Annotated in this window: 20 protein-coding genes; 14 read left to right on the top strand and 6 right to left on the bottom strand. The window is 63.4% G+C overall.

The genetic code is table 11. The features are described from left to right. The first annotated feature begins 42 nt into the window (after positions 1–42). Entirely contained in the window at positions 43–309 is a 267-nt protein-coding gene (locus ACQ5BM_RS06880; RefSeq protein ID WP_429809493.1) for a DUF2277 domain-containing protein, read from the top strand. Positions 310–321: 12 nt separating this feature from the next. On the opposite strand, the gene ACQ5BM_RS06875 is transcribed toward ACQ5BM_RS06880, so the two are convergent. Both ACQ5BM_RS06875 and ACQ5BM_RS06870 read right to left on the bottom strand, forming a co-directional pair. Then, positions 322–1,905 carry a Na+/H+ antiporter gene (locus ACQ5BM_RS06875; protein ID WP_429809491.1) on the bottom strand — a complete coding sequence of 528 codons (1,584 nt, stop codon included), beginning with the start codon at positions 1,903–1,905 and terminating at the stop codon, positions 322–324. Positions 1,906–2,609: 704 nt separating this feature from the next. After that, complete coding sequence (locus ACQ5BM_RS06870; protein WP_429809489.1) at positions 2,610–3,923, bottom strand: MFS transporter; 1,314 nt, start codon at positions 3,921–3,923, stop codon at positions 2,610–2,612. A gap of 347 nt (positions 3,924–4,270) precedes the next feature. On the opposite strand from ACQ5BM_RS06870, the gene ACQ5BM_RS06865 reads away from it, so the two are divergent. The 6 genes from ACQ5BM_RS06865 to ACQ5BM_RS06840 are packed head-to-tail and all read left to right on the top strand — an operon-like array spanning position 4,271 to position 11,462. Next, on the top strand, positions 4,271–5,107 hold the full coding sequence (locus ACQ5BM_RS06865; RefSeq protein WP_429809487.1) for a MurR/RpiR family transcriptional regulator: 837 nt from the start codon (positions 4,271–4,273) through the stop codon (positions 5,105–5,107). Between the two features lie 30 nt (positions 5,108–5,137). Further along, on the top strand, positions 5,138–6,256 hold the full coding sequence (locus tag ACQ5BM_RS06860; protein WP_429809837.1) for an ABC transporter substrate-binding protein: 1,119 nt from the start codon (positions 5,138–5,140) through the stop codon (positions 6,254–6,256). Between the two features lie 54 nt (positions 6,257–6,310). Continuing rightward, positions 6,311–8,056 carry an ABC transporter permease gene (locus ACQ5BM_RS06855; RefSeq protein WP_429809485.1) on the top strand — a complete coding sequence of 582 codons (1,746 nt, stop codon included), beginning with the start codon at positions 6,311–6,313 and terminating at the stop codon, positions 8,054–8,056. After that, entirely contained in the window at positions 8,053–9,153 is a 1,101-nt protein-coding gene (locus ACQ5BM_RS06850) for an ABC transporter ATP-binding protein (RefSeq protein WP_429809484.1), read from the top strand. Before ACQ5BM_RS06855 ends, ACQ5BM_RS06850 begins: the two co-directional genes overlap by 4 nt. Next, entirely contained in the window at positions 9,150–9,755 is a 606-nt protein-coding gene (locus tag ACQ5BM_RS06845; protein WP_429809482.1) for a histidine phosphatase family protein, read from the top strand. The genes ACQ5BM_RS06850 and ACQ5BM_RS06845 overlap by 4 nt, the downstream gene beginning before the upstream one ends. A 21-nt stretch (positions 9,756–9,776) precedes the next feature. Beyond that, positions 9,777–11,462 (top strand): Na/Pi cotransporter family protein, encoded by a 1,686-nt coding sequence (locus ACQ5BM_RS06840; protein WP_429809480.1) that lies wholly within the window; start codon positions 9,777–9,779, stop codon positions 11,460–11,462. Between the two features lie 56 nt (positions 11,463–11,518). Here the strand turns inward: ACQ5BM_RS06840 and ACQ5BM_RS06835 are convergent, their stop codons facing one another. Further along, a complete protein-coding gene (locus tag ACQ5BM_RS06835; protein WP_429809478.1) occupies positions 11,519–12,049 on the bottom strand; it encodes a BA14K family protein in 531 nt (176 codons plus the stop codon). A gap of 273 nt (positions 12,050–12,322) precedes the next feature. On the opposite strand from ACQ5BM_RS06835, the gene ACQ5BM_RS06830 reads away from it, so the two are divergent. The 3 genes from ACQ5BM_RS06830 to ACQ5BM_RS06820 all read left to right on the top strand — a co-directional run bounded on the left by ACQ5BM_RS06830 (position 12,323) and on the right by ACQ5BM_RS06820 (position 16,296). After that, the gene (locus tag ACQ5BM_RS06830) at positions 12,323–13,012 is read left to right on the top strand and encodes a hydrolase (RefSeq protein ID WP_429809476.1); all 690 of its coding nucleotides are present in this window, start codon (positions 12,323–12,325) and stop codon (positions 13,010–13,012) included. 323 nt (positions 13,013–13,335) lie between these two features. Beyond that, positions 13,336–14,538 (top strand): HlyD family secretion protein, encoded by a 1,203-nt coding sequence (locus ACQ5BM_RS06825; RefSeq protein WP_429809474.1) that lies wholly within the window; start codon positions 13,336–13,338, stop codon positions 14,536–14,538. A 153-nt stretch (positions 14,539–14,691) separates the two neighbouring features. Continuing rightward, a complete protein-coding gene (locus ACQ5BM_RS06820; RefSeq protein ID WP_429809472.1) occupies positions 14,692–16,296 on the top strand; it encodes an MDR family MFS transporter in 1,605 nt (534 codons plus the stop codon). Positions 16,297–16,374: 78 nt separating this feature from the next. Here the strand turns inward: ACQ5BM_RS06820 and ACQ5BM_RS06815 are convergent, their stop codons facing one another. Both ACQ5BM_RS06815 and ACQ5BM_RS06810 read right to left on the bottom strand, forming a co-directional pair. Then, positions 16,375–16,914, bottom strand: coding sequence for an invasion associated locus B family protein (locus ACQ5BM_RS06815; protein WP_429809471.1), 540 nt, complete (start codon positions 16,912–16,914; stop codon positions 16,375–16,377). After that, the gene (locus ACQ5BM_RS06810; RefSeq protein ID WP_429809469.1) at positions 16,914–20,027 is read right to left on the bottom strand and encodes an autotransporter domain-containing protein; all 3,114 of its coding nucleotides are present in this window, start codon (positions 20,025–20,027) and stop codon (positions 16,914–16,916) included. The genes ACQ5BM_RS06815 and ACQ5BM_RS06810 overlap by 1 nt, the downstream gene beginning before the upstream one ends. Positions 20,028–20,254: 227 nt before the next feature. Between ACQ5BM_RS06810 and ACQ5BM_RS06805 the strand changes: the two genes are divergently transcribed. Both ACQ5BM_RS06805 and ACQ5BM_RS06800 read left to right on the top strand, forming a co-directional pair. Next, the gene (locus tag ACQ5BM_RS06805; RefSeq protein ID WP_429809467.1) at positions 20,255–21,349 is read left to right on the top strand and encodes a sensor histidine kinase; all 1,095 of its coding nucleotides are present in this window, start codon (positions 20,255–20,257) and stop codon (positions 21,347–21,349) included. Further along, entirely contained in the window at positions 21,346–22,149 is an 804-nt protein-coding gene (locus tag ACQ5BM_RS06800; RefSeq protein ID WP_429809465.1) for a LytR/AlgR family response regulator transcription factor, read from the top strand. Before ACQ5BM_RS06805 ends, ACQ5BM_RS06800 begins: the two co-directional genes overlap by 4 nt. A 75-nt stretch (positions 22,150–22,224) precedes the next feature. Here ACQ5BM_RS06800 and ACQ5BM_RS06795 read toward each other — a convergent pair whose 3' ends face one another. Further along, positions 22,225–23,118: a LysR family transcriptional regulator gene (locus ACQ5BM_RS06795; protein WP_429809463.1), complete on the bottom strand. Its 894-nt coding sequence runs from the start codon at positions 23,116–23,118 to the stop codon at positions 22,225–22,227. A 146-nt stretch (positions 23,119–23,264) separates the two neighbouring features. Here ACQ5BM_RS06795 and ACQ5BM_RS06790 point away from each other — a divergent pair, with 146 nt between their 5' ends. Together ACQ5BM_RS06790 and ACQ5BM_RS06785 are read left to right on the top strand one after the other, a co-directional pair. Beyond that, the gene (locus ACQ5BM_RS06790) at positions 23,265–23,876 is read left to right on the top strand and encodes a glutathione S-transferase family protein (RefSeq protein WP_429809461.1); all 612 of its coding nucleotides are present in this window, start codon (positions 23,265–23,267) and stop codon (positions 23,874–23,876) included. Between the two features lie 58 nt (positions 23,877–23,934). Further along, a complete protein-coding gene (locus tag ACQ5BM_RS06785) occupies positions 23,935–26,001 on the top strand; it encodes a pyridoxamine 5'-phosphate oxidase family protein (protein ID WP_429809460.1) in 2,067 nt (688 codons plus the stop codon). Positions 26,002–26,043: the final 42 nt, after the last annotated feature.

The raw sequence follows: 26,043 nt of genomic DNA, 5'->3' as shown, positions 1-26,043 counted from the left end.
AGATCCGGGCCTTGAGCGAGAACGAAAGGACCGGGAGCCGTCATGTGCCGAAACATAAAACCCCTGTTCAATTTCGAACCGCCGGCGACGGACGCGGAAATCCATGACGCCGCGCTGCAATTCGTTCGCAAACTGAGCGGAACGACCAAACCGTCCAAGCGCAACGAGGCGGCGTTCGAGCACGCGGTCAATTCGATCGCGGCCTGCGCCCGGGAATTGCTCGATTCACTCGAAACGTCGCAGCCGCCGCGCAACCGCGACGAAGAAGCCGCCAGGGCCCGCGCCAGGAACGCGATCCGCTTCGCCTGAGACAACGCAGCCTCATGCCTTGGCGGCAAGCGCACTCAATTCTTCAAGGTCGAGGTCCCGTTCCAATTCGTGCAATGTCTCGTCGTCGATGTCACCCGCGCGATGAAGCCGGATGAGTTCGCGCCGTCCCGTGGCGACCGCTTCGAGCACGACGTCGAAATGGGCATGAAGAATGGGCATGTAGTGCTCCGTGCGCTGGGCATAGTCGACGATCGACACCGCACGGCGCTGATACCTGTCGAGCAGTTGCGGATGAATGAGCTTGCCTTCGTCGTCATAGGCCCGGCTCTGAATGGTTACGAGCTGTGCTTGCGCCATGGCCGCTTCGGCCTGACTCATGCTGAGGCGCGCCTTTTCCGACGGTGGTTCAACGAGCCCCGCCCACGCGATCACCCGCCCGAGCGTCGTGCCCTGGACGAGTACCGTCCCGAGGATCACGGCAAAGGACGTCACGAGGATGAAATCGCGACCGGGAAAACCCTCCGGTATACTGAGGGCCAGGGCGAGCGTGACGACGCCGCGCACGCCCGCCCAGGAGACCACCGTTGCGCCGCGCGCTCCAAGTGGCCGATAGCCCTCCATCCCCAAGACATTGCCGAGGCGGATGACGACATCCGACCCGAACACCCAGGCAAACCGTGCGACGGCGAGCGCGACGAGAATTGCAAGGATTGGCCACCACATGGTTGCGGCAACGACATCGAAGCCGCCTCCGCGCTCGACCACACCACGCAGCGACAGGCCGATCAGAATGAAGACGGCAGCCTCCATCAGGAAGACGATGACGGTCCAGAACGACGAACCGCGCATGCGTGTTGCCGCCGAGAGCACGGTGTGCTGGTGCCAGCTTGCGATCAGGCCGGTCGTGACCGTGGCGATGACGCCTGAAACATGCAGGAACTCGCCGAGCAGGTAAGACGTCCAGGAAAGCAGGGCCGTGGCAGCGATGATCAGATATTCGTCGCCAAGGCGGCGCGCGAGCAGAACCCAGGCCGTGCCGATGGCGGTACCGACGAGGGCGCCGCCGATCGACAGCACGAAAAAGCTGCCGACCGCCTCACTCGCGCTGAAGGCCCCGGTGACACCGACGGCAATCGCGAAGCGGAAAAGTACGAGGCCACTCGCGTCGTTGAGCAGACTTTCCCCTTCGAGCAGTATCTGCAGCCGCCGGGGCAGCCGCACGCGCTGGAGCACAGCGCGAGCCGAGACCGCGTCAGGCGGCGACGCGATCGCCCCAAGCGCCGCGCAGGCGGCCCAGGGAAGCGAGGGGAAAAGCAGATGCGTAACCACGGCGACGACGGCACAGGTGAAGAATACCGCGCCGATCGCCAGCGAGGCGATGCCGATCAAATGACGGCGCAGGCGGCCGACGGCGATGGTCCATGCGCCGTCGAGAAGCAGCGGCGGCAGGAAGATGACGAGCACCAGATCGGGATCCACCTCGATCGTCGGCAGGCCCGGCACGAAGGCGAGCAGCGCGCCGCCGGCCAGAAGCGCCACGGAAGGCGGTAGACCGAACCTGCCCGCGACATAGTGCAGGGCGATGATGGCCACAAACATGCCGATCACCAGCTCGAACAGATGTGTCGGTTCCACGCTCTTGGCCTCCACCCTCCAGGACGACGGCATTACAGAACGCGTTTTGCCGAAACGCAATTGGCGCGGCCCATCAACAGCGCCTGCGGCTATCGTTTGTGAGGCTGGGTTGGCGGCAAGGCCGATCGCGGAGCGGAGAAAGGATGCACGGCCAGAAAGAAAAAAGGGCCGACGGAAAACCGCGGCCCATAAGGTGTGAAGGTCAATTAACCTCCAGAGGGGAACAGCTGCTGCGGCGGCATTGGGAGGAGAACCGCCATGTGCATCAGCTATGTGCTTTATGCCTGATTTTTGACCATATGGAAAACAATTATTGTGCAATGCAGCTATGCGCGTGCCGCACAGGAGCAGACCCACGCGATCCACCTCGCGCCCACGCCTGGCCAATGCGGCGGTTGCAGAACGATGGCGGAACGGCATCTACGGCCGAAGAAAGATCTGGAAGAGGATCGGGACCGGCGCGAACACCGGTCCCGATGATATAGCTGCTACACTAGCGACCGTGGGATCGGCCGCATCTGCATGCTAGGGCGCTCTGCTCGATCCGAAAGCCCGGCTCCAGAACTGCCCGAGTTGTCAGCATTCTATCCACCGGTTGTGCACAGGCCGATCTTGCCGCAACATCTTGGCAGAGCTCCCATATTTTCGGCTCTGTGATCTGCGCTTTCTTCAGCGGGAGCGCTGGGCGGATTCGTCTGCGAACCTCACGCCAGCGACGTCTGGCGGGTTTCCGCATCGATCAGGCAGGCGGCTATCGCAGCCACGAGCAACAGGCCCGCAAAGGTGCCGATCGCAAGCCCGAAACTCTGGGCCACCAGAAGGCCGATCAAGGACGGGGCGAACAGACCGCCGAGCCGCGCCATGCCGCCCGCCGCGCCCATTCCGGTTGCCCGCGCCGCTGTCGGATAGAGTTCCGGCGTATAGGCATAGAGCGCGCCCCAGGTGCCGAGCAGCGCAAAACTCATGATGAGCAGCGACGCTGCGATGATTGTGGCGCCATTTGCCACGACAAAAAGCAGGCAACTCAAGGCGGAGAGAAGACAAAAGCCGATCAACGTCGGCCGGCGCCCCCATGCCTCGACGCCGTAGGCGGCGAGCGCATAGCCTGGAATTTGCGCCAATGCGATGAGAACGAGAAAACCATAACCGCGGACGAAGCCGAAGCCTTCACCCGCGAGCCGCGGCGGCAACCAGGTGAAGACGCCATAGTAGGAGACCGAGACCAGGAACCACACGGCCAAGATCAGAAGACTGCGGCGGCGCAGATCCCCCGAGAAGATGCCGGCATCCGGTGAGGCCGCAGGAAGCGTGATCGACACCGCTGTTTCAAGTTGAGCGTGGCGGTTGGCGACGAGCATCCGGTTGACGATGGCTTTTGCTTCGGCGGCCTTGCCCGCACGAAGCAGATAGAGCGGAGACTCCGGAACGAGAAAACGAAGCCCGAGGCCGAACACCGCGGGGATGGCGGTGACCGCGAAAATGTAGCGCCATGCGTCCGTGAGTTCCGCGCGCGTAACGAGCCATGCCGCCACGGCGACGACCAGCGTTCCGACCGCCCAGAACCCCTCGAGCATGACGAGCCATCGTCCACGGCTACGGGCAGGCAGGAACTCCGACATCATGGCATAGTCGACCGGCAGGGTACCGCCGACTGCAGCGCCCGTGAGGAACCGCAGCAGCAGCAGGACGCCGAAGCTGGGCGCAAAAATCGACAGCATGCCGAAGACCGCATCGCAGGCAACGGTGACAATCAGCACCCGCCGGCGGCCGATCCGATCGGCCAGCCGGCCGAAGCCGACGGCGCCGATCAGCATGCCGAGGAAAAACAGCGTACCGGTCTGGAGCGCCTGCGGAACCGCCAATCCGAACGTTGCGGCGATGGAGGCCGCGGTGAAGCCCACGGCAAGAACCTGCATGGCATCGGCGGCCCAGACCAACCCGAAGATGCCGATCAAGCGATATTGATAGGATCCCGTACCGGCACGCTCGAGCGCTTCGTTCATCGTGATCGTCGTCATTGCGTCCTGCCCTGCAAATCAATGCGCGGACACTACGTCGGCAAATCGAGCTTGAATAGCGCCCTCGAAGCGGCGGAAGACCGGCTATAGCGCGACAAAGACGGTTTGCGCCGCCTTGCAGAGATTTTTCCGGACGAAATCCGAAGTTGCGTTTGCGCGCGCAAGACAAACGTAAAGGTAGTCGTCAGGGATCGGTTTTTACACTCCGGGCATCTCGATCGAGAACAGCCGAACTTGCGCGCCTGGATTGCCTTGCAGGACTTTGCAAAGATTCTTGCACTCATCTTGTTGACGGCACGAAAAATTGCAGAAACCATAGAACCTGCAAATGAACTTGCGGGGACGTCATGACGATACTCGATCGCATCAAGACCCATTCCAAGCGTCTGACCGATGCAGATCAGAAATTGATCACGACCATGCTCGAGAACCGGGCGGAAGCTGCATTCCTGTCCGGCCCGCAGCTTTCCCAGCGCGCTTCTGTGCATGAAGCCACCGCCACGCGGCTTGCTCAGAAGCTGGGCTACAAGGGCTTTCCGGACCTTCGCGCGCAATTGCAGCGCGAGGTGCTGGACGACCAGGACGCCGCCAACCGCATGCGACGCTCGGTCTCGAAGGTCGAGCATGGGGATTATCTCACCGATCTGATCGCAGCCGAGATCACCGCGCTCGAAACGCTCGCCCGATCGGTGGAACAGGCGGATATCGACAGGGCTGCCGATCTGATCTTTTCCGCGCGCCGGGTCTTCATCTTCGGGCAGGGCCACGCGCAATCGGTCGCCGGCTTCCTGCAGCGCCGACTCGACCGCTTCGGCATGACCACGATCCAACTGACGGGCCGCGGCCGGGACATTGCCGAGCGCCTGGTCAGCATGGAGGCCGGCGACCTGGTCGTGGCGCTTGCCTTCCGCAAGCAGCCGCGAAGCTATGGCCCGCTGGTTCGCCATGCAGCTCGCGTCGGCGCGCGATCGATCCTCGTTTCGGATCTGGCCGGGCCGCTGATGGAGCCCGCCGCCGATCTGATGCTCGCAGCACCCCGGGGCCGCTCGCGAAGCGAATTCCAGACACCGACGATCCCGTTCGCGATCGTCAACGCCATTGTCCTGACGATCGCCGGGCGCCACCAGGGGCAGGTCATCGGCAGGCTGGAGAAGCTGTCGGAGTTGTTCAACGACTTCGACTGATGGGGAATTGAAAGGGAGGAGCAGGAAATGTTGAAAAGACTGAGCAATGCCGCACTTGCCGCATGTTTCGTGATGCCGTCGATCGCGATGGCGTCCGATCTCGACGGATTGACGCCGCAGCAATTGCTGCCACTCGCACAGAAGGAGGGAAGCGTCACCGTCTTCTCGCTGTCGAGCCGCATCGCCAAGATCGAGAAGGCCTTTGAGGAAGCTTACCCGGGTATCGACCTGATCGGCCTCGACATGAGCTCAACCAAGCAGATCGCGCGCGTCGAGGCGGAGCAGCAGGCCGGCGTTTATGCCGTCGACGTGCTTTACATCGCCGATACGCCTGTTGTGTTCACCAAGCTTCTGGAGGGCAAGCGGATCGTCAACTACGTGCCGCCGCGCGTATCGAATGAACTGGAGGACCGCTACAAGGCACCACTGCTGACCCAACGTCTTTCGACCAAGGTGCTGATGTACAACGAAAAGGCGTTTCCTGACGGTTCGCCCATCACCAACCTTTGGCAGCTCACGGAGCCGGAATGGCAGGGCCGGGTGCTGATGGTCGACCCGAGCCAACGCGGAGAACTGCTCGATCTCTTGACCGAGATCGCGCTTCATCCGGACGAGATGGCGGCCGCCTACCAGGCGCATTTCGGCAAGGACATCGAAGTGGAGCCCGATCTTCAGGGCGCGGGCGAACAGTTCATCAAGAACCTCTTCGCCAATGACCTGATCCTCGTTCCGAACAGCGACGTGCTCAACAAGTCGGTCGGCGACGTCAATGCCAAGAACCCGCCCGTCGGTTTCGGCACTTATTCCGACCGGCGCGACAACGAGAAGGAAGGCTGGGCACTGCAGGTCGCCAACAATGTCGAGCCCGCCAATGGCATCTTATTCCCGGCGGTGCTGACGGTTGCGGACAAGGCACCCCATCCGGCTGCCGCCCGGTTGCTGATCGACTTCATGTTCGGCGACGACACGCCGACGGGCGGAGCCGGTTTCGAACCGTTCAACGTTCCCGGCGACTACGCAACCCGCAAGACCATCGCCGACCATCCAGACTCGGTCAAACTCAGCGAACTGAAAGCCTGGACAATCGATCCGGCAAAGACGGCCGCCGCGCGCGGACGCATCGCCGATCTGATCATCACGCTCCAGTAACAGAAAACCGTCTGTCGGCACGGCATGCGTGCCGACAGACGCCGAGGCTCGCACATGACATCCCTATTGATATCAGCACCATCGGGCAGCCGGCTGCTCCGATCGGGTTTCCTCCTGCCGGCCCTTCTCGTTGCCATCGTCGCGATCCTGGTCGTCGCACCGCTACTGCGCATCCTCGTCACCACGCTGACGCCAGAAGGCATTGCGGCCTGGAAGGCCGTGCTCGCCAGCCCGCTCTCCGCCAATCTCTGGTGGCGGCCGCTCCTCAACACCATGATCCTCGGCTTCAGTGTCGGCGGCGGCTGCCTGCTGATCGGCGGTTTCCTCGCCTGGCTGGTCGTGCTCACCGACGTGCCGGGGCGCCGCTTTCTCGGGCTGATGGCATCGCTGCCCTACATGATCCCGAGCTTTGCCGCCGCACTTGCCTGGGGAACGCTGTTTCGCAATTCCCGTCTCGGCGGCTCGGCCGGTTTCTTCGAAACCAGTGGCCTTGCCATTCCCGACTGGCTGGCCTGGGGCCTGATCCCGACGGCGATCGTGCTGATTGCACACTACTATTCGCTTGCCTACACGATCATCGCTGCTGCGCTGAGCTCGGTGGGTGCCGATCTGGTCGAGGCCGGACAGATGGCTGGCGCGAAACGTCCGCGCATCTTCTTCGGCATCATCCTGCCGGTCGTGACGCCGGCGCTCATCGCCGCCACGTCGCTGACCTTCGCCGGCGCCGTCGCCAATTTCGCCGCACCAGCCTTGCTCGGCCTACCGGTGCGCATGCAGACGCTTTCCACCCGCCTCTTCGGCATGATCGAGACGGGGCAGAACGAACGTGGTTTCGTGCTCGCGCTGCTGCTGATCGCCGTGTCGGCGCTCTTTCTCTGGCTGTCCGATCGCATCGTCTCAGGCCGCAAGGCCTTCATCACCGTGACGGGCAAGGGCGGACGAACCAAGCGCTTCCCGCTTGGCGCCTGGCGCTGGCCACTCTTCGCCATCGCCGTGGTGATCGGGCTTCTGACCACGGCGCTGCCGGTGCTCGTGCTTGCCGCATCGAGCCTTGCGCCGCAAAGCGGGGCACTCTTTTCCAACTGGACGCTGCATTTCTGGATCGGCGAGGGCGGCGGCGAGATGGCGCAGGGACAGGCCGGCATCTTCCGCAATCCGGTTCTGATCGATGCGATCTGGAATACGATCCGCCTCGGCCTCGTCGTTGCCTTCACGACGATGCTGCTCGGCCTTGCGCTCGCCTACACCATTGTCCAGCGCAAGGGCAGCCTGCTTGCCAGCGTGCTCAGCCAGCTCGCCTTCCTGCCGTTGCTGATGCCGAGCATCGCCTTCGCCGCGGCCTATATTGCGCTCTTTGGCGCACCGATCGGCCCGTTGCCCTCGCTCTACGGCACCTTCGCTCTGCTGGTCATCGCGGCGTCGGCCCATAACCTGCCCTTTGCCGTGCAGTCCGGCCGCTCCGTGCTCGGCCAGATCTCCGCCGACATCGAGGAAAGCGCCCGGCTGACGGGTGCGGGGCTGATCCGTCGTCTGTTCGCGATCATCTTCCCGCTCGCCATCCGCGGCCTCTTTGCCGGGGCGATCCTCGTCTTCGTGAAAATGGTACGCGACCTCTCGCTGGTCGTGCTGCTGTTCACCGCGACCTCGCCAGTGCTCAGTATGGTCGCCTACCGCTATGCGGCCGAAGGCTTCATGCAGTTCGCCAACGCCATCACCCTCGTCATCCTCGTCGTCTGCCTGGCAGCCTCGTTCCTGGCTCATGCCCTGCAGAACCGTGTCCAGAAATGGAAACAGCCATGAATGCGATTGCAACCGGCGCCGCGGACGCCATCAAGATCCGCAACCTCGTCAAGCGGTTCGGTGCCTTCACCGCCGTCAAGGACGTCAATATCTCCGTGCCTGCTGGCTCCTTCCTGGTTCTCGTCGGCCCCTCCGGCTGCGGCAAGTCGACCCTTCTTCGCATGCTGGCCGGGCTTGAAAGCCCGAGCGAAGGGGAAATCGCCTTCGTCGGGCAGACCGTCTCCAGCGGCGCCGGCGGCGTCATTGCCGACGCCGGCCGGCGCAATGCCGGCCTCGTCTTCCAGAGCTACGCGCTCTGGCCGCACATGACCGTCGCCGGCAACATCGCCTGGCCGCTGAAGGTCGCCAGATGGCCTCGGGAAAAACGTGAAAAGCGTGTCAGGGAAGTGCTTGCGCTTCTCGGCATCGATGCGCTTGCCGAACGCTATCCGGCAGAAATCTCCGGCGGCCAGCAGCAGCGCGTGGCGATCGCCCGAACCATCGCGCCGGAGCCGAGCATCCTCTTGTTCGACGAGCCGCTGTCGAACCTCGATGCCAAGCTGCGCATCGAGATGCGCAGCGAACTGATGCGCATCCATCGGGCGACCGGCGCAACCTCGGTCTATGTCACGCATGATCAGGTCGAGGCCATGACCATGGCGACCCACGTGGCCGTGCTCAACCATGGCCGCATCGAGCAGTTCGGCAAACCGATCGATCTTCTGCGCAACCCGCAAACCACTTTCGTCGCGACCTTCCTCGGCACGCCGCCGGCAAACCTGATCCCGGTTCATCGCGTGGATGAACGGCTGCTCTTCGGCGAAACGGCACTTGCGCCGGCAGCGCTTTCGGCCGGTCGTGACACTGTGCAGCTCCTTTACCGCGCCGAGGATGTCAGCGTCGGCTCGGTCGCCGGTGCGCCATCGCTTGCCGCCCGCTTTGCCGAAGCGGCGCCGATTGCCGGACGCACCATGGTGACGGCGATGGTCGGCGACCTGCGTGTCACCGCCATGGCCGACGGCTATTTCACCGCGACACCGGGGGAGATGATCCCTCTTTCCTTCATTCGCACCCCCGATGCGGTCTTTGCCGCCACCGGAGAAAGGATCCATCAATGAGGCTCATCCTCATGCGTCACGGCGAGACCGAGTGGAACGCCGAACAACGCCTGCAGGGCCAGGACAATTCGCTCCTGTCCGAGCGCGGGGTCGCGCAAGTGAGGCGGTTTCGCCCCTATGCCAAGGCGCTGAAGCCGGTTCGCATCATCGCCTCCGATCTCGGCCGCACCCGCCAGACGGTCGCGCTCATCGGTCACCCGGACGCACCGACCGACGAGCGTTTTCGCGAGCTGGACATGGGCGAGTGGACCGGGCGGCGCAAGCCGGATCTGATCGCCGAGCGTCCGGAGGACTATGCCGCCTGGCGCGCCGGAACCTTCACGCCGGCCAAGGGCGAGACCTGGGGCGCCTTTCGCGGGCGCGTGGCCGAAGGCGTGCACGACTGGATGTCGCGCACCGAGGGGGACCTGCTGATCGTCGCCCATGGCGGCGTCGTTCGTGCCGCCTGCCACGAATTCCTCGACCTTCCACCGTCGCGTGTCGTTCCGGTGACGCCCGGGACGGCGACCATCCTGCATTTCCCGCGACGCGGCAGCATGGCCGCGCAGCTCGAAGGCTACAATATCGGCTCTGTCGCCCCCGACGAATCCGTCGCCGACTGATGCTTGCGACGAGGCCGTGAGATGAACTCTGGTACTTTGGTTATCCTGGAACTCCTTGGCGGCGTGGCGCTGCTTCTGTGGGGCGTGCGCATGGTGCGCACCGGCGTCATGCGTGGCTGGGGCGACCGGCTGCAGCGCTTCGTCGAGGAACGCCTGTCGAACCGGCTCACCGCCTTCGGCGGCGGCGTCCTCGCAACCGCCGTGCTCGGCAGCGCCACCGCCATGGCGCTGATCATTGCCGGGCTTGCGGGCGCCGGGGCGATCTCGGCACCGACCGGCCTTGCCGTCCTGCTCGGGGCGGATATCGGCTCGGCGCTCGTCTCGGGCCTCTTTGCCTCCGGCTCCTCCCTGGCGGCAACGCTCGCTCCGCTGTTCCTGTTCGCCGGCTATGTCGCATTCAGCGCATCCAGCGAGTTTCGACCGCGAAACGCCGGTCGCATCCTAATGGGCCTCGGCCTGATGCTGATGGCGTTGAAGGTGATCGTTTCGGCAACCGCGCCCCTGCGTCAGGCGACGCTCTTCCACGATGTGCTCGGGGCAGTGGCCGGCGAGCCGGCGCTCGGCTTCCTCGTTGGCGCGCTGCTGGCCTGGCTCTGTCACTCAACGCTTGCGGTCATCCTGCTTGTGGCTTCGCTTCTGATGAATGGCAGTCTCGAAATTGCCGGAGCCGTACCCGTGATCCTTGGCGTCAATTTCGGCGGCGGCCTTCCGGCCGTCAGCGCGACGCTCGACCAGCCACCCGTGGCCCGCAAACTGCCGCTCGCCAACCTCTTTTGCCGCGGCCTGCTGGCACTCGCGCTGCTGCCCTTCACGCGAGAGATCGTGGAGGTCGCCGGGCGCCTGCCCGCCGAACCGCTCCATGTGGCCGTCGGCCTCCACGCTGCCTTCAACCTGCTGGTCGCAGCCGTGTTCCTGCCGCTGTCACCCAACGTCATCCGCCTGGTGGAGCGACTTGTCCCGGCGCGCCCCGCCGCCGACGACCCGCTGGCATCCCCGCGCTACCTCGATCGAAGGTCGCTGGAGACACCGGCAATCGCGCTCAGCAATGCGACGACGGAAACGATACGCATGAGCGAATTGCTGGAACGCATGTTCCTGATATCGCTGGCGGCGCTGCAATCCGGCCGGATGGAAAGCCTGAAGGAACTGCCTTCGATCGATGCGAGGCTTGGAAACTACATGGTCTCGGTCCACGCCTATCTCGGACAGCTGACGCAGGACGAACTTTCGGCGGGGGACACCGTAAGAGCCCACGAGATCATGCTGTTCGCGAGTAACCTCGAACATGCCGGCGACGTCATCAAGCTCAGCCTCGCAGACCGCATCCGAGCCAAGGTCAAGCAGAACATTTCCCTTGGTGCGAGCCAGCGCGAGGCGCTCGACGCCCTCTCGGAGGTGATCGCCGCTTCGCTGAGGTTGCTTCCCGCGGCGCTATTGTCGCGCGACGTTTCCGCCTCAGCCCGCCTTGCCGCCCAGAAGGATTGCTTTCGCGCGTTGGAGGACGATGTCGTCAGCCGGCATCTCGGCCTTGAACGCATCGAAGCGACAACTGACGCGAAAGGCAACGCGCTCTTCATCGACCTCGTTCGCGATCTGCACAGGATCAATTCCGACATCGCCGCCGCCGGCTACCCATTGGTTCAGGCAGCCGGACTGTTGAGCAGCAGCCGGATCAAAAGCGCCTCGCCGGCAGGTGCTGCCGGCTGATCGCAAGGCGGTGGTCACTCGTCGAGCGGTGACATTCTCACGAAATCTACGACCCGTCAGTAGGGCGAGACGCACACCTGCCGCGCACCGTAATAGGGCTGGAAGGTGTCATCGTAAGCCCTGTAGGATCGGTAACGGGCATAGCACCAGCGCGTATGCGCATTGCCGCTATAATAGGTCTGCCGGTAATAGTGCGGCGCATAGTAGCGTGGCGCATAGTAGCGCGGACGATAGTAGGTCGGGCCGTAGTAGCCTTGGTCATAATAGCCCTGGTCGTAGTAACCCGGGCCATAGTAGGGCTGCGCCAGCGCTCCACCGAGGATCGTGCCGACGGCCAGTCCGCCGAGCGCCCAGGCCCAATCGTCGCCGCCATGGTGGTGGTGCCCGTGATAGTAGCCCCCGTGGTAGCCGCCATCGTGGTAGCCGCCACCGTGATAGTAGCCGCCACCGTATCGCCGGTACTGTACCAGTTGCGCTTGCGTCGTCTCGACCTTCGGGACGTCCGCTGCTGTGGGAAATGCCATGGCCGGCGGAACGCTCGTCAGCGCCGACGCCATGGACAAGGCAATGATCGTTAGCCTGTTCATCGGCTCACCTCCATTTTCCCCTGTGTGATCCAATTATACATCGGAAATGGCGCCAAAGCACTGCGTTTGGCCGCCGCGTCTGGTGGTGGTGGTCAGTGGAAAGCCAAAGCCATTCAATTATTTCATTTTCCGCAATTAAATTATATATATTATTTCTATTCTTCGGTGCAATCAGCTGCGCTAATCTCTCTTCATCGGCAGCAACCGACGGGCCAGAATAGCCAATGAATTCCAGCCCCCGCCCGCCGGCGGCCACCACTGAGGAGAGAAGACATGTCCAGCAAGCTCGAAGTCCTGACCCCCGCCAACAGCCAGTTGATCTTCATCGACCAGCAACCGCAAATGGCTTTCGGCGTTCAGTCGATCGATCGGCAGGTTCTGAAGAACAACGTCGTCGGCCTGGCCAAGGCAGCCAAGGTCTTCAACATCCCGACGACGATCACGACTGTCGAAACCGGTTCCTTCTCCGGCCACACCTACCCTGAGCTTCTGAGCGTCTTCCCGGAAAACGACATCCTTGAGCGCACCTCGATGAATTCATGGGACGATCAGAACGTCCGCGACGCGCTGGCAAAGAATGCCGCGAACGGCCGAAAGAAAGTGATTGTTTCCGGGCTCTGGACGGAGGTCTGCAACACCACCTTCGCGCTGTCCTGCATGCATGACACCGACTATGAGATCTACATGGTTGCCGATGCATCCGGCGGCACGTCGGCCGATGCGCACAAATACGCCATGGACCGGATGGTTCAGGCCGGCGTCGTTCCGGTCACCTGGCAGCAGGTCCTCCTGGAATGGCAGCGTGACTGGGCGCACCGGGAAACCTACGACGCGGTCATTGCAATCGTGAAGGAGCATTCCGGCGCCTACGGCATGGGCATCGACTATGCCTATACCATGGTCCACAAGGCAGCCGAACGCGTCGCGCATGGCAAGACGATCGGCCCGAACCCGGCGAAGTGATCCCCAAGCGTGCCTGGGTGAACGCCGGCACATACCCGCAATCGTCGCAGAAGAAGACAAGGCCGGTCCTCAGGGGTCGGCCTTTCCGTTCAGTGCGCATTCACGCGTCCTCAAAACCCGGCGCCGATCCAGCTTTGGAGCCAGCCCTGTCGCCGGCATTATCGGGACTCCCATGTGCGACTTCAGCAAGAATAATTAAGGAATACGCCTGCTTTCCAAATTCTGTTGACAGTCCGATTTTTCGCGCGCATTTTAGAAAGCAATAGTTTTCCTAATTTGGCAGGACGCGTTTCGCCCCGCCACACCGGGGAAAGGAACCGGCCATGAACCAGCATACGCCACTTGCCATTATCGACAGCCCCTCGCCGACCGCGGAAGCGATGCCGACCATCCGGCTCCCGCAGGAACTGCCTGCGAACCCGCCTGCGGTGACGCCGGCAGCGAGCATGCGCGGAAAGCGGTTGTTGCGTGGGCTGCTCCTTGCCTCCGTGGCCGTTGCCGCCCTCGCCACCGCCGCCGATTACGGGTGGGGGTACTGGACGACTGGCCGCTTCCAGGTGTCGACCGACGACGCCTATGTGAAGGCCGACAGCACGACGATTGCGCCTAAGGTTTCCGGCCACATCGCCGACGTGCTCGTGGCCGACAATGAGCCGGTAAAGGCGGGACAGATCCTCGCCCGGATCGATGATCGCGATTTCAAGGTCAGCCTCGAACAGGCCAGGGCTCAGGTCGAGGCTGCCGAAGCGAACATTGCCAACAAGCAGTCGGCCCTGGTGGCTCAGCAGTCCGCCATCGACGCGGCAAGGGCGACCGTCGAAGCGGACAAGGCCGACCAGACCTTCGCCGAGCAGGACGACAAGCGATACTCCGAGCTTGCCCGCCAAGGCTTCGGCACCATCCAGAATGCCCAGCAGGCCGCTTCGCGCATCACAGCCGCCCGGGCCGCCGTAACGCGCGACACGGCGACGCTTGCCAGTGCGACCAAGCAGCTTGACGTGATCAAGGCTGAGGTTCAGCAGGCGAAGGCCGCACTCGACAGCGCCAAGGCCGCCGAGGACCAAGCCCGTCTGAACCTTTCCTATACCGCGCTAACCGCTCCCATCGACGGCGTGATCGGGAACCGCACCCTGCGGGTCGGACAATACGTGCAGGCAGGCACGCAGCTCATGGCGGTGGTGCCGACGGACGCGGCCTATATCGTCGCCAACTACAAGGAAACCCAACTCACCGACGTTTATCCGGGCCAGAAGGTGACGGTGGAAGTGGACACTTTTCCGGGAAAGGTCTTCGATGGTCACGTCGACAGCATCTCGCCGGCGAGTGGTCAGGAATTTGCACTGCTGCCGCCGGACAATGCGACCGGCAACTTCACGAAAGTGGTGCAGCGCATCCCGGTGAAGATCGTACTGGATCACGGGAGCCCACTATCGGTGACGCTGCGACCGGGCATGTCGGTTTACCCGACCATCGACACCAACCCCGCGGCGAGGGAAATCGCGTCAACGTCGGCAACGGTTCACTAAAGCGCCCGTGCGTTCAGCGCGAACGCGCTCAGGTTACTCTAACATTTTGAATCTCTTTTCGCTTTCAAGTGCTCGCACTTGAAAGCGGGATGCTCGAGGGGCGATTAGGCGCCCATCTCACCAGCCAGACAAGGCAGAAGGCAGGAGGCTGTTATGTCCACCATTGCTGAAACGGTTGCGCCCGGCGCGCTGCCAGCCGCTGCATCGGAAAAAGCGAGCACGAGGGCATGGATCGCGGTGCTCGCCGGCCTGATCGGCGCCTTCATGGCGATCCTGAACATCCAGATCACCAATGCCTCCTTGCTCGATATCGAGGGCGGCATCGGCACGGGCGTCGATAACGGCGCCTGGATATCGACGTCCTACCTGATCGGCGAGATCGTGGTGATCCCGCTTACCGACTACTTGAGCCGCGTCTTCTCGTTCCGGCGCTATATCCTGGCAAATGCCATCCTATTCCCGATCTTTTCCGCGGCTTGCGCCTTCGCCCATGACCTCGGCTCGATGATCGTTCTGCGCGGTCTGCAGGGCTTTGCCGGCGGCGTGCTCATCCCCATGGCTTTCACCATGATCCTGACCCGTTTGCCCAAGGCGCAGCAGCCGTTCGGGCTGGCGCTCTTCGCCCTGTCCGTCACCTTTGCGCCGGCGATCGGCCCGACGATCGGCGGCTACCTCACCGAGAACTACGGCTGGCAGTCGATCTTCTTCGTCAACACGCCCCCAAGCATCGTCATGGTGGTTGCGCTCTATTTCACGCTCGAGAAGAAGCCGATGCAATTGTCACTGCTCAAGGAGGGCGACTGGGCCGGCATCGTCACCATGGCGATCGGGCTCTCGGCGCTGCAGACCGTGCTCGAGGAGGGCAACAAGGACGACTGGTTCCAGTCGCCCTTCATCGTCAAGCTCGCCCTCACCGCGGCTGTGTTTCTGACCGCCTTCGTCATCATCGAGTTCAGGGTCGGCAAGCCGCTGGTCCAGCTTCGCCTGCTCCGGCAGCGCAATTTTGGTGTCGGCGTCCTCGTCAACGTGCTGGTCGGCGTCGCGCTGTTCGGCACCGTCTATATCCTGCCGCAGTATCTGGGTCAGGTGCAGCGCTACAATGCCGAACAGATCGGCTTCGTGCTCGCCTGGACCGGCTTGCCGCAGCTCCTCATCATTCCGCTCGTGCCGGCGCTGATGAAGCGGTTCGACGCGCGCTATGTCGGCTTCGTTGGCATCAGCATTTTTGCAGCCAGTTGTTTCATGAACACGACGCTCTCGCTCGACAGCGCCGGCGACCAGTTCTTCGTGCCCAACATCGTGCGTGCCATCGGCCAGGCCCTGGTGCTGACGCCGATCACGGTAATCACGACCGCCGGCATAGCGCCCGGCGAGGCCGCCGCCGCCTCCGGTCTGTCGAACATGCTGCGCAATCTCGGCGGTGCGGTTGGAACGGCCACGCTAGCGACCGTGTTGACCAAACGGGAGCAGTTCCATTCCAACATCATCGGCCAGTCCGTCACGCTGTCGCGCGATGAGGTCCGTGACCGGATCAGCGATCTGACCCATCACTTCATGACGCATGGCGTATCCGACGCCGCGGTTGCGCAACACAAGGCGATCGCCGTGATTGGCGCGACGGTTCGCCGGCAGGCGCTTATCCTGGGGTTCAGCGACACGTTCGCGGTGATCGGCACCGTGCTGGCGCTCGCCGCCATCACCCTGCTTTTCACCCGGAAGATCCGGCTCGGCGGCGCGGGTGCGGGTGGCGCCCATTGAGAGCTGCCCGCAGGATTGCGCAAGCCAGCGACCACGCCTCGGGCCGGGTGTGTTCCGCCGATGCGGGCCGGAACCGGCCTACGCCTTGCCGGAGAGCGCAAGCACGCGGTCCAACGCCGCCGCAAAGCCTTTGAGCGACACCGAGAACGCGACGTCCTTTTCCGTATCGCTCGCAAAGGCACCGATTTTCAGCGTCGTTCCACTGCGCAGCAAGGCGACCGTGCCCTCGGTAAAGGTCAACGATACGATGCAGCCGATGGGCAGGCAGGTCCGGAATGGCGTCGGCTTGCTGCCGGTCGCCTCATCGACGCCAAGCGTGACGCCCTTTTCCAGATAGAGGCCGAAAGGAAGCGCGAGGCTCCCCTCCAGACCGTCCTTTTCGGCCGGCCGAAGCTCGAGTGTCAGCACATGCTGGCCACTCTTGTGAAACTGCCGCTGTGACAGGATGCAGCGCCTCTTACCCGCGACCTCGGCGCAGGCCACGCTCCAGTCCTCGTAGGTTTCGGCAAGCTTCGAGGGCGCGGAGGCTCTGCCAGCCGCCGCGTCCTCGCCAAGGAGCGGCGTGGTGGCGACAAAAGTCGCCACCAGCATTGTCGAGAGCCAGACGAACCGGCGCATCAGAAGCGCACGTCAAGCTTGGCATCGACCGCATTCTGCGTCGTGCCGGAACCGAACTGGCCGGTGTAGGTGATGCCGAGGCTGGCATTGCCCGTCAGTGCGAAATCGATGCCGGCCTCGATAATCGCCGCATCTTCGGCGATCGGCGTACCGGCCACCGAGAAGGCACTGCCCGTGCCAAAGGCCATGGTTGAAAATGGCGTCGTGTCGCCGAAGGCGTGCTGCCAGCCGAGCATGCCGCGAACCTTCGCATCGGTCGCGCCAAGGCTGAGCGGCGCAGAAGCACGCAGACCAAGCGTCGTGAAGGTCGTGTCGGTCGTGTTGCTCCTGCTCGAAAGCGCCGCCGCGGCTCCGCGCTCGGTGAATCCGTCGGTGTGCAGGCTGACATAAGCGAGGTTCGCAAAGGGCTCGAGCGCGACGCTCGGCAGATCGATGCGGTAGCCGACTTCACCGAACGCCTGGAACGTTCCGGCATCGTAATCGGCCTTCAACTGATCGGTGAAACCGGGGAAGGCAACGGAGCGCGCCGTATTGATCGAATGCCAGGTGTAGGCAAGGCCCGATCGCAGCGCGACATCGCCCCAGCGGCCGCCACCATAGACACCGAGGTGGTAGTTGTCGCTGTCGCCGCTGGAGGCCCGGCTGTCGACATCGAAGTTCGTCCGGCTGTAGCCGGCCATGATGCCGATCAACGCGTTGTCCGAGACCGCGGCATCAAAGCCAGTGACGAAACCGCCCGTCGACTGGTCAAGCGCGCCAGCGTTGCCGTTGCCGTCGGTGTTGGTCCAGGAGCCGAACACCTGGCCCCAGCCGACCATCGCAGGCGGTGCAACGGACGCCGCGTTGATCGCCCCGACGGCGCCGGTCGTGATCTTGTCTTCCGGACCATAGGCCAGAACCGGGACATTCGCCGCTGCCACGTCGTCGAAGGCTGCGCGAATGCGGTCGTTCGCAGCGTTGCGCAACAGACTGCTGTCGTTGATCAGCGCCGTCTGCGCGGAAGCATGGACTTCGCCCGACAAAAGGTCGAAGGCGCGACGTGCTGCATCGCCGTCCAGCAGGATCAGGGCATTGTAGAGCCCGAGCGAAGGGCCGCTCTGGCCGAGCGTGTTGAGGGCGAGCGCCGTCCGTCGCTGGTTGCCCGTGGCAGCTTCGCCTTCAAAGACACCGGGCTCGGGTTCGCCGGGCTTGGGCTCGCCCGGTTTCGGCTCACCAGGCTTGGGTTCACCAGGCTTTGGTTCCCCCGGCTTTGGTTCCCCGGGCTTCGGTTCGCCTGGCTTGGGTTCCGTGCTCCCGTTCTTCACCTTGATCTTCAGGTCGACCTGCTTTTCCTTCTGGTCGAGCGACACTTCGAGGAAGGCGGATTTGGAGATCGCTTCGGCGAATTGCCCATCGATCGCCCGGTCCGCAGTCAGGATCGTATAGGTCTGCCCGGTCTTGTAGCTCGTGTTGGCGTCGAGTGCAGTGACCTGCACATTCGTACCGCTGCCGATCTTGGCGATACCGGTGTTTTCGTTGGTGCCGATGCTCTTGACGACGATCCGGTCGGAGCGGCCGTCACCGGCAATATCGGCCTCGTAGACCGAACCGGTCGCCATATCCAGCCGGCCCATGATGGTCAGCGTGCCGGTGGAATTGTTGCCGGGCGAGATGACCGCCTTCGAGTCGATATAGGTGTTGCCGACTGTGCCGGAACCGCCGAGGCGTCCAAAGGCGGTCGAGTTCGGATTGCGGACGCGGTTCATCTCGCCGAATACGTTCACCTCATTGGTATAGAAACGATCGCCCTCGACCCGTCCTGTCGTGCCATCGACGATGAGCGTGCCATCGCTCACTTCGAAGCGGGTCTCGCTGTAGTAGAAGGGAGCAGTGCGCGGGTCGTTGTCGACCGTGTCAAGATTGCTCTTCAGCACCAGCTTGCCGCCGGAGACGTTCACCTTGCCGTGGAATTTGCTGAGATCGCCGCCGACGATGGTTTCGCCGGAGAAATTGGTGATCGTGCCCTTGCCGCCGATTGTGTTGGCAAACTCGTAGCCGGCGTTCGTGTGGTTGAAATTGACGTAACCCCTTCGTGGGCCGAAATCGATCTTCGCCGCCGGATCGACCGTGCCCGCCGCCTGTGCCTGCCGAGCAACGGGTTCGGCGATATTGTTGAGGTCGACCTTGCCACCGATCGTCAGGCTGCCCATGCCTTCGTTGTTGGTGCCACCAATGCCGGACAGCACGATGCCGCCGCCCGCCGAAAGCTTGCCGCCGTTTGCGACGGAAAGGTTGACCCTGCCGCTATCGCCGATCGTCAGCTTGTCGGCGACCTTGAGCTCGCTGCCGGCGCCATCGATAACAGCCTGGATCGTGTCCGTGCTCTCATTCTCCTCGAGCACCGCGGTGTTGGTCGAGACGACGGCGCCCTTTTCGATCGTGAGGCTGTCGCCGATCGTGAGTTCGCCCGTATTGACCCAACGCGCATTCTCGCCGGTCACCAGAACCGTGCCGTTCTCGAAGTATGCCGTCCTGGAGTTGACGAGACCGCCGTTCTCGATCCTGACCGCGGCGGTGTTGAGCGTCAGCGCACCATCGGCGACACCCAGGTAATCGGTGGAAAGCATGGAGCCGGCACCGCGCACCACGAGCGTTCCGTCGCCCTCCTGCAGGGAACCGACATAGGTCTCCTTGGCAGAGACCTTGCCGCCGTTCTCGACGATCAGCGTACCCTTGCCACCGTAGATGCCGTTCTCGAAGCCGCCGACGAAGAGCGCGCGATAGCCGTTCGGATTGGCATCGACAATGTCCCAGGCCGAGCCGGGACCGGAGACAACGACCGTTCCGACGGAACCGCGGCTGTCGGCGATGTAGCCGTTGGTGCTTTCAACCTTGGCGCCGTCCTTGATCGTCAGGGTGGCGCCGCCCGTACCGCCGCGGATCACGAGATTGCCGTTGATCGTATGGTCGCTGGACCAGGTCTCATCGTTTGGCACAAGCAGTCCGGCCGCCTTTGCCGGCGACGGCACGAGCGGCATCGCCGCCAACATCATCGAGACAAGACCGGCGCGGCCAAGCGCTGTCGAACTCAGAAGGTTGATCCTCGAAACGTCCGCCTTCGCACAGGTATTCAATGTCTGCCCCTTTTTCATTTGCATAGGTAGCGCACAACTCCCAGGCGAGCGGGCTCGCCGGGAAAGCGCGGGTCATGGGCGGCTATAGCAAGGCCGCGAAGGAGGAGAATTCGGCTTTCTGCAAACGGCAAATTGCAACGCTGAAGGGCTGTGGCTTTCTGCAAACGGCTTGAATTCGCCGACGAACGGCAATCGACATCGGCGCCCGCTTGAACCATAAAAATGGCATGAAACCAGAGGATGAGACCAAATCAGTGGACAACGGCGCCTATATCGAAAGCGTGCGGCGCGCGACGCTCTGGCTCGGGTTTCTCTACTGGTTTGTTGAATTCATCATCAGCAGCATCCTGTGGGGCATACTCGGCATTGATCCGATCATGTCGGCGCCGGGAAAGCTGCTCCTGATGATCTGCGGCATGACCTTTTCCTATGGCATCGCTGCGGCGATGTTCGGCGTGCGGCATCACCACATCGCAATCAAGATCGTCGTCGGCTTCGCCACCTCGCTCGTGGCCGCCTTTGCCAATACCGGCGTCGACTTCATGCTCTACCTTGTCATCGTGCGTCCCGATCCGATCACGCCCGACTGGACCAGCATCGGATATACGCTCGTCTACAGCATGGCGACCTTCGTCGGCTGGTCGTTCTTCTTCGTCGCGCTGCTCTACAGCTTCGAGCTGCGCGAACGCGAGCGGCGCCTCGCGATCACGCGCGAGGAGGCGCTCGCGGCGCAAATGCGGGCGCTCCGCTACCAGGTCAATCCGCACTTCCTGTTCAACACGCTGAACTCCATCACCGGCCTGATCGAGGAAGGGCAGACCGTTGCCGCGACGCGCATGGTGATGTCGCTTTCAAACTTTCTGCGCACGACCCTGGAGCTCGATCCCCTGCACGACGTGCGGCTGGCGGATGAATTGGCCCTGCAGACCGGTTATCTCCACATCGAAGGCGAGCGTTATTCCGACCGGATGAAACTCAGGATGGACATTGCCAGCGGCCTGGAAGAGGCGCTGGTGCCGAGCCTGATCCTGCAGCCCCTGATCGAGAACGCGGTCAAACACGGCGTCGGCCGCTCGCCAGAACAGGTCGAGATCGTCATCAGTGCGGTCAAGGTCGGCCAGGCGCTCGAAATCACCGTCGAAAACGACATTGCCGCAGAGACCGACAACGGGCGGCGCCAGACCACCGGCACCGGGATCGGCCTCAAGAATGTCGCCGACCGGGTCCAGGCGCGTTTTCCGGGTGTCGGCGCCTGTGTATCCGGGTTCGTGACGCCCAGGCGTTTCAGAGCCGCAATTACAATGCCCCTGAGGCTTGCATGAACGAAATCCACACAGTCTCCCTTTCGATCCTCATCGTCGACGATGAGCCGCTCGCCAGACGCCGCCTGCTGCGCCTGCTCGGCGCGATGCCTGGCGTCGACGTGTTGGGAATGGCCGGCAATGTTCAGCAGGCCTGTGACCTCATCGCCGAGCTGCAGCCGGACGTGATCTTGCTTGATATCCAGATGCCTGGCGGCACCGGCTTCGACATCCTGGAGAAGCTGGGCAGCAATGCGCCCGCAGTCGTCTTCGTGACCGCCTTCGATCACTATGCGCTTCGCGCCTTCGAGGCGGCCGCCGTCGACTATGTCACCAAGCCGATCGAGGCGAACCGCCTGCGCACCGCAATCGAGCGGGCGCGCGTCGCGATTGCGGCACGAACGAGCACCGAACGTATGTTGGAACTCAACGAAACCGTGCAGGCGCTGCGCCAAGCCCTGCGCAAACACGAAACCCAGTCGTCCGATCTCTGGATCAAGTCCCGCGGAGAATTCGTTCGTATCGCGCTTGACCGGGTCGTGCGTTTCCAGGCGGAGCGCGACTATGTCCGCATTCATATCGAAGGCCGGTCGTATCTGCATCACGAAAGCCTCGCATCGCTCGAGCGCCGGCTCGACCCGGCCGAGTTTCTGAGGCTGCACCGCAGTTCGATCGTGCGCCGCGACTGCATCGTGGGGCTCAAGCAGGCCCCCTTTGCCGCCCTTATCGCCCTGCTCTCCGATGGCAGCGAAATCCGCGTCGGGCGAACCTATGCGCGCCACATCCGGCCGACCACCGCCGAGCGCCCACAAGCGGGCTGACGGCCGAGGCCAGGGCGCTGGACATACGAAATACCAACCGCTTGAAGCGCCGCGAGCGGAAGGATCGCGACGCGCTTAGCGCAAGACACCGCGCAGCCGTGGCACCGCAAAATCCACGAAGGCCCTGAGCTTCATCGGCACCAGGCCCTGCGGCAGATAGACCAGCTGGACCGGAAGCGGCGGATGTTCGAACACCTCCAGCAAGGGAACAAGCAACCCCTCAGCGACGGGACGCGCCACCTGATAGGAAAGCACCCGCGTCAGGCCGAGGCCGGCGATGGCGGCATCGACGGCCGATTCCGCCGTGTTGACGATCAACCGCGACCGGATCGGCGCCGCCAGTTCGCGCCCATCGTCGAGAAAGCGCCAGACATGGGCGGCGGTGACGTTTTCGAAGGTGATGCAGTCATGCTCGGCGAGTTCGTTCGGATGCCCGGGCGCGCCGAGCCGCGCGACATAGTCGGGGCTCGCATAGACCACGCGGCGGACTGTACCGAGCTTGGTCGCAACCAGGTTGCTGTCGGGAAGATTGCCGATCCGAAGCGCCACGTCGATGTGGTCGTCAACGAGATTGGCAAACCGATCACTCAGCGCCAGCCGCGTGTCGATCTGGGGATGAGCCTTCAGGAAGTCCACGACGACCGGAAGGACGTGCAGGCGGCCGAAGACGATCGGAGCAGAGATCGTCAGGTCGCCCTTGACCGCGCTGTATTCGCCGGCGGCCACTCTTTCCGCCTCTTCGACGCGCGCCAGGATCTCCTTGGCCGCTTCCACATAGGAGCGGCCGGTTTCCGTCAGAAGGACTTTGCGGTTCGTCCGGGTGATGAGCTGGGCGCCAAGATGCGCCTCGAGTTCCGAAACTTTCCGGCTGACGGTGGCAAGCGGCACCTTGAGCTGCCGCGAGGCGGCCGACAAGCTGCCGTTCTCGATGACGGCAAGCAGAACGCCCATGGCGTCGAGACGGTCCATTCTTTCCTTCCAAAAAATGAGAATCGGACTACCGAGTATCCATTCTACTGCCAAAAATTGGAAAGTCATAGATTGCTGTCGAAGGCGGTTCATCCCGAACCGCCGGAGGGCCGCGACGGTTCTCACGCTCTTCGAGGACATCTCCCATGAAACTCTACCGCCATCCGCTGTCCGGCCATTCTCACCGTGCGCAGCTCTTTCTGTCGCTGCTCGGCGTACCGCACGAACTGATCGACGTCGATCTCAAGGCCCGGGCGCACAAGGAGCCGGAGTTCCTGAAGCTCAACCCGTTCGGACAGGTTCCGGTCCTCGATGACGACGGCACCGTCGTTGCGGACTCCAACGCCATCCTCGTCTATCTCGCCAAGAAGCTCGGCCGCATCGACTGGCTCCCGGAAGATCCAGCTTTGGCCGCCAAGGTGCAGAAGTGGCTTTCGGTTGCCGCAGGCGATATCGCCTTCGGTCCGGCGGCAGCCCGGCTCGTCACCGTGTTCGGCGCCAATCTGCGGGCGGAAGAGGCGATTGCCCGGGCGCATCGCGTGCTGGCACAGATTGATGCTGAACTGACCGGCCGCGACTTTCTGCTCGGCGCCCGGCCGACCATCGCCGACGTCTCGCTCTATAGCTACGTTTCCGCCGCGCCCGAGGGCAATGTCGACCTCTCCGACTACGCCCAGGTCCGGGCCTGGCTTGCCCGCATCGAGCGTCTGCCCGGCTTCGTCGGCTTCCAGAAGACGGCTGTCGGCCTCGCCGCCTGACGAACCGGGCCGGGGCAGCCACCTTGCCCCGGGCCTCACCCCAACGAGGTTTCAGATCATGCCGGACAATGCACAACAGAAGCGGCCGGACTCTCCCTGGCACGAAGGCGAACTTGCCATCCAGCGCAGCCTTGGCGTCGTTGAGCGCATGGACGCAACGGGGCGGAACTTCGTGCGCAGCTTCATGCCCGCGCAGCACCAGCAGTTCTTCTCCATGCTGCCATTCGCCGTCTTCGGCGCGGTCGACGCAAAAGGTGACGTCTGGGCGACGATGCGCGCCGCAGCCCCCGGCTTCATGCAGGCTCCCGACGCCTGGAACCTCGATGTGCGGTTGCCGCGCGAACCCGATGATCCTGCCGACGCCGGCATGGATGACGCCCATTCGATCGGCATGCTCGGCATCCAGCTCGAAACCCGGCGCCGCAACCGGCTGAACGGCGCGATCCTGCGTGAGGGCGACGACGGGTTCACCATTCGTGTGCGCCAGAGTTTCGGCAACTGCCCGCAATATATCCAGCTCCGGCAGTTCTCCTTTTCCCGTGCCCCGCACGAACCGGCATCGAAGCGGCCGGTCAGCTACACGGCACTCGACGAGCGCGCCCGGGCGATCATCGCCAATGCCGATACCTTTTTCGTCGCCTCTTATGTCGACCGCGATACCGGCGAGCGGCAGGTCGATGTCTCCCATCGCGGCGGAAAGGCCGGTTTCGTTGAGATCGGCAACGATGACGTTCTGACGATCCCCGACTTCTCCGGCAATCTGTTCTTCAACACGCTCGGCAACTTCATGGTCAATCCGCGCGCCGGTCTGCTGTTCGTCGACTTTGCGACCGGCGACATGCTGCAGCTGAGCGGCAGCGCCGAGGTCATCCTGTCCTCGCCCGAGGTCGCCGCCTTCCAGGGTGCCGAACGCCTGTGGCGGTTCCGGCCCGAACAGGTCGTCTATCGCCAGGATGGCCTGCCGCTTCGCTGGGCTTTCGAGGATGGTGGTTGGTCGCCCAGCCTGTTGACGACAGGCGACTGGGAACAAGCGAAGGCACGCCTGCAGGCCGCAGCCCTGGCCGAAAAGTGGCGGCCGTTCCGCGTGGCGCGCGTCGAAGAGGAAAGCACGACGATCCGCTCGCTCTACCTCGCACCGGACGATGGCGTCGGCCTCATGGCCCACCAGGCCGGCCAGCACCTGCCGATCCGGGTGCGGACAGGCGCGAACGACAAGGCTCTAGTGCGAAGCTACACGCTCTCCTCCGCCCCGACCGATGCGCTCTATCGCATCAGCGTCAAGAAGGACGGCACCGTTTCACAGCAGCTGCATGGGCTGAAACCCGGCGACCGGATCGAAGCGCGTGCGCCAGCCGGCAGTTTCACGATCGATGGCACGGAGCGGCGGCCGGCGGTGCTGATAGGCGCCGGCGTCGGCATCACGCCGATGGTGGCTATGCTCCAGCACATCGTCCACGAGGGTCGCCGCAAGCGCCGCACACGTCCGACCTGGCTTTTCCAGGCCGCCCGCTCCTTGGAGGAACGTGCCTTCGACCGGGAAATCGCCGCTCTCGTCGAGGAAGGCCAAGGCAACATTCGCCTCGTGCGCGCCCTCAGCCAACCGGCGGGTGCGACTGAAGGCCAGGACTATGACGTTAGTGGCCGGATCGATCTCACTCATTTGAAAGCCACCCTGCCCTTCGACGACTACGACTTCTATCTTTGCGGCCCGGCGGCCTTCACGCAGTCCCTCTATGATGGTCTGCGCGCGCTCAATGTGGCCGACGCCCGCATCCATGCGGAAGCCTTTGGGCTGTCGTCGCTGACACGGCGGCCGGATGGCGGTGCTGCGCCGACCATCGCACCGCCGGCAAGCGTTCCCGTCCACGTCGTCTTTGCGAAATCCGCCAAGGAGGCCCGCTGGCAACCGGGCGACGGCAACCTGCTCGATCTCGCCGAAGCGCGCGGGCTGACGCCCGAATTCGGCTGCCGCAACGGCAGTTGCGGATCCTGCAGGACGCCGGTGCTTGAAGGGAAAGTGACATATCCGTCCGAGCCCTCCTTCCCGGTGGCAGAGGACGAAGCGCTGATCTGCTGCGCCGTTCCGGCGGAAGACGAGGAACGCAAGCTGCATCTTTCGCTCTAAGCCATGCATCGGCTATTGATGAGTCTCATCAGCAGCCAAGCG

The organism is Ensifer sp. B1-9 (assembly GCF_050474445.1).
Lineage (GTDB): Bacteria > Pseudomonadota > Alphaproteobacteria > Rhizobiales > Rhizobiaceae > Ensifer.
The sequence above is the reverse complement of the archived record's forward strand: the minus strand, read 5'-3'. Positions and strand labels throughout refer to the sequence as shown.

Bases quoted from the DNA above. Each gene is read 5' to 3' on its own strand.
- ACQ5BM_RS06825 (WP_429809474.1), top strand. From the start codon at position 13,336: ATGAACCAGCATACGCCACTTGCCATTATCGACAGCCCCTCGCCGACC.
- ACQ5BM_RS06790 (WP_429809461.1), top strand. From the start codon at position 23,265: ATGAAACTCTACCGCCATCCGCTGTCCGGCCATTCTCACCGTGCGCAG.
- ACQ5BM_RS06830 (WP_429809476.1), top strand. From the start codon at position 12,323: ATGTCCAGCAAGCTCGAAGTCCTGACCCCCGCCAACAGCCAGTTGATC.
- ACQ5BM_RS06835 (WP_429809478.1), bottom strand. From the start codon at position 12,049: ATGAACAGGCTAACGATCATTGCCTTGTCCATGGCGTCGGCGCTGACG.
- ACQ5BM_RS06850 (WP_429809484.1), top strand. From the start codon at position 8,053: ATGAATGCGATTGCAACCGGCGCCGCGGACGCCATCAAGATCCGCAAC.
- ACQ5BM_RS06840 (WP_429809480.1), top strand. From the start codon at position 9,777: ATGAACTCTGGTACTTTGGTTATCCTGGAACTCCTTGGCGGCGTGGCG.
- ACQ5BM_RS06880 (WP_429809493.1), top strand. From the start codon at position 43: ATGTGCCGAAACATAAAACCCCTGTTCAATTTCGAACCGCCGGCGACG.
- ACQ5BM_RS06870 (WP_429809489.1), bottom strand. From the start codon at position 3,923: ATGACGACGATCACGATGAACGAAGCGCTCGAGCGTGCCGGTACGGGA.
- ACQ5BM_RS06795 (WP_429809463.1), bottom strand. From the start codon at position 23,118: ATGGACCGTCTCGACGCCATGGGCGTTCTGCTTGCCGTCATCGAGAAC.
- ACQ5BM_RS06800 (WP_429809465.1), top strand. From the start codon at position 21,346: ATGAACGAAATCCACACAGTCTCCCTTTCGATCCTCATCGTCGACGAT.
- ACQ5BM_RS06845 (WP_429809482.1), top strand. From the start codon at position 9,150: ATGAGGCTCATCCTCATGCGTCACGGCGAGACCGAGTGGAACGCCGAA.
- ACQ5BM_RS06855 (WP_429809485.1), top strand. From the start codon at position 6,311: ATGACATCCCTATTGATATCAGCACCATCGGGCAGCCGGCTGCTCCGA.
- ACQ5BM_RS06805 (WP_429809467.1), top strand. From the start codon at position 20,255: ATGAAACCAGAGGATGAGACCAAATCAGTGGACAACGGCGCCTATATC.
- ACQ5BM_RS06785 (WP_429809460.1), top strand. From the start codon at position 23,935: ATGCCGGACAATGCACAACAGAAGCGGCCGGACTCTCCCTGGCACGAA.
- ACQ5BM_RS06865 (WP_429809487.1), top strand. From the start codon at position 4,271: ATGACGATACTCGATCGCATCAAGACCCATTCCAAGCGTCTGACCGAT.
- ACQ5BM_RS06820 (WP_429809472.1), top strand. From the start codon at position 14,692: ATGTCCACCATTGCTGAAACGGTTGCGCCCGGCGCGCTGCCAGCCGCT.
- ACQ5BM_RS06815 (WP_429809471.1), bottom strand. From the start codon at position 16,914: ATGCGCCGGTTCGTCTGGCTCTCGACAATGCTGGTGGCGACTTTTGTC.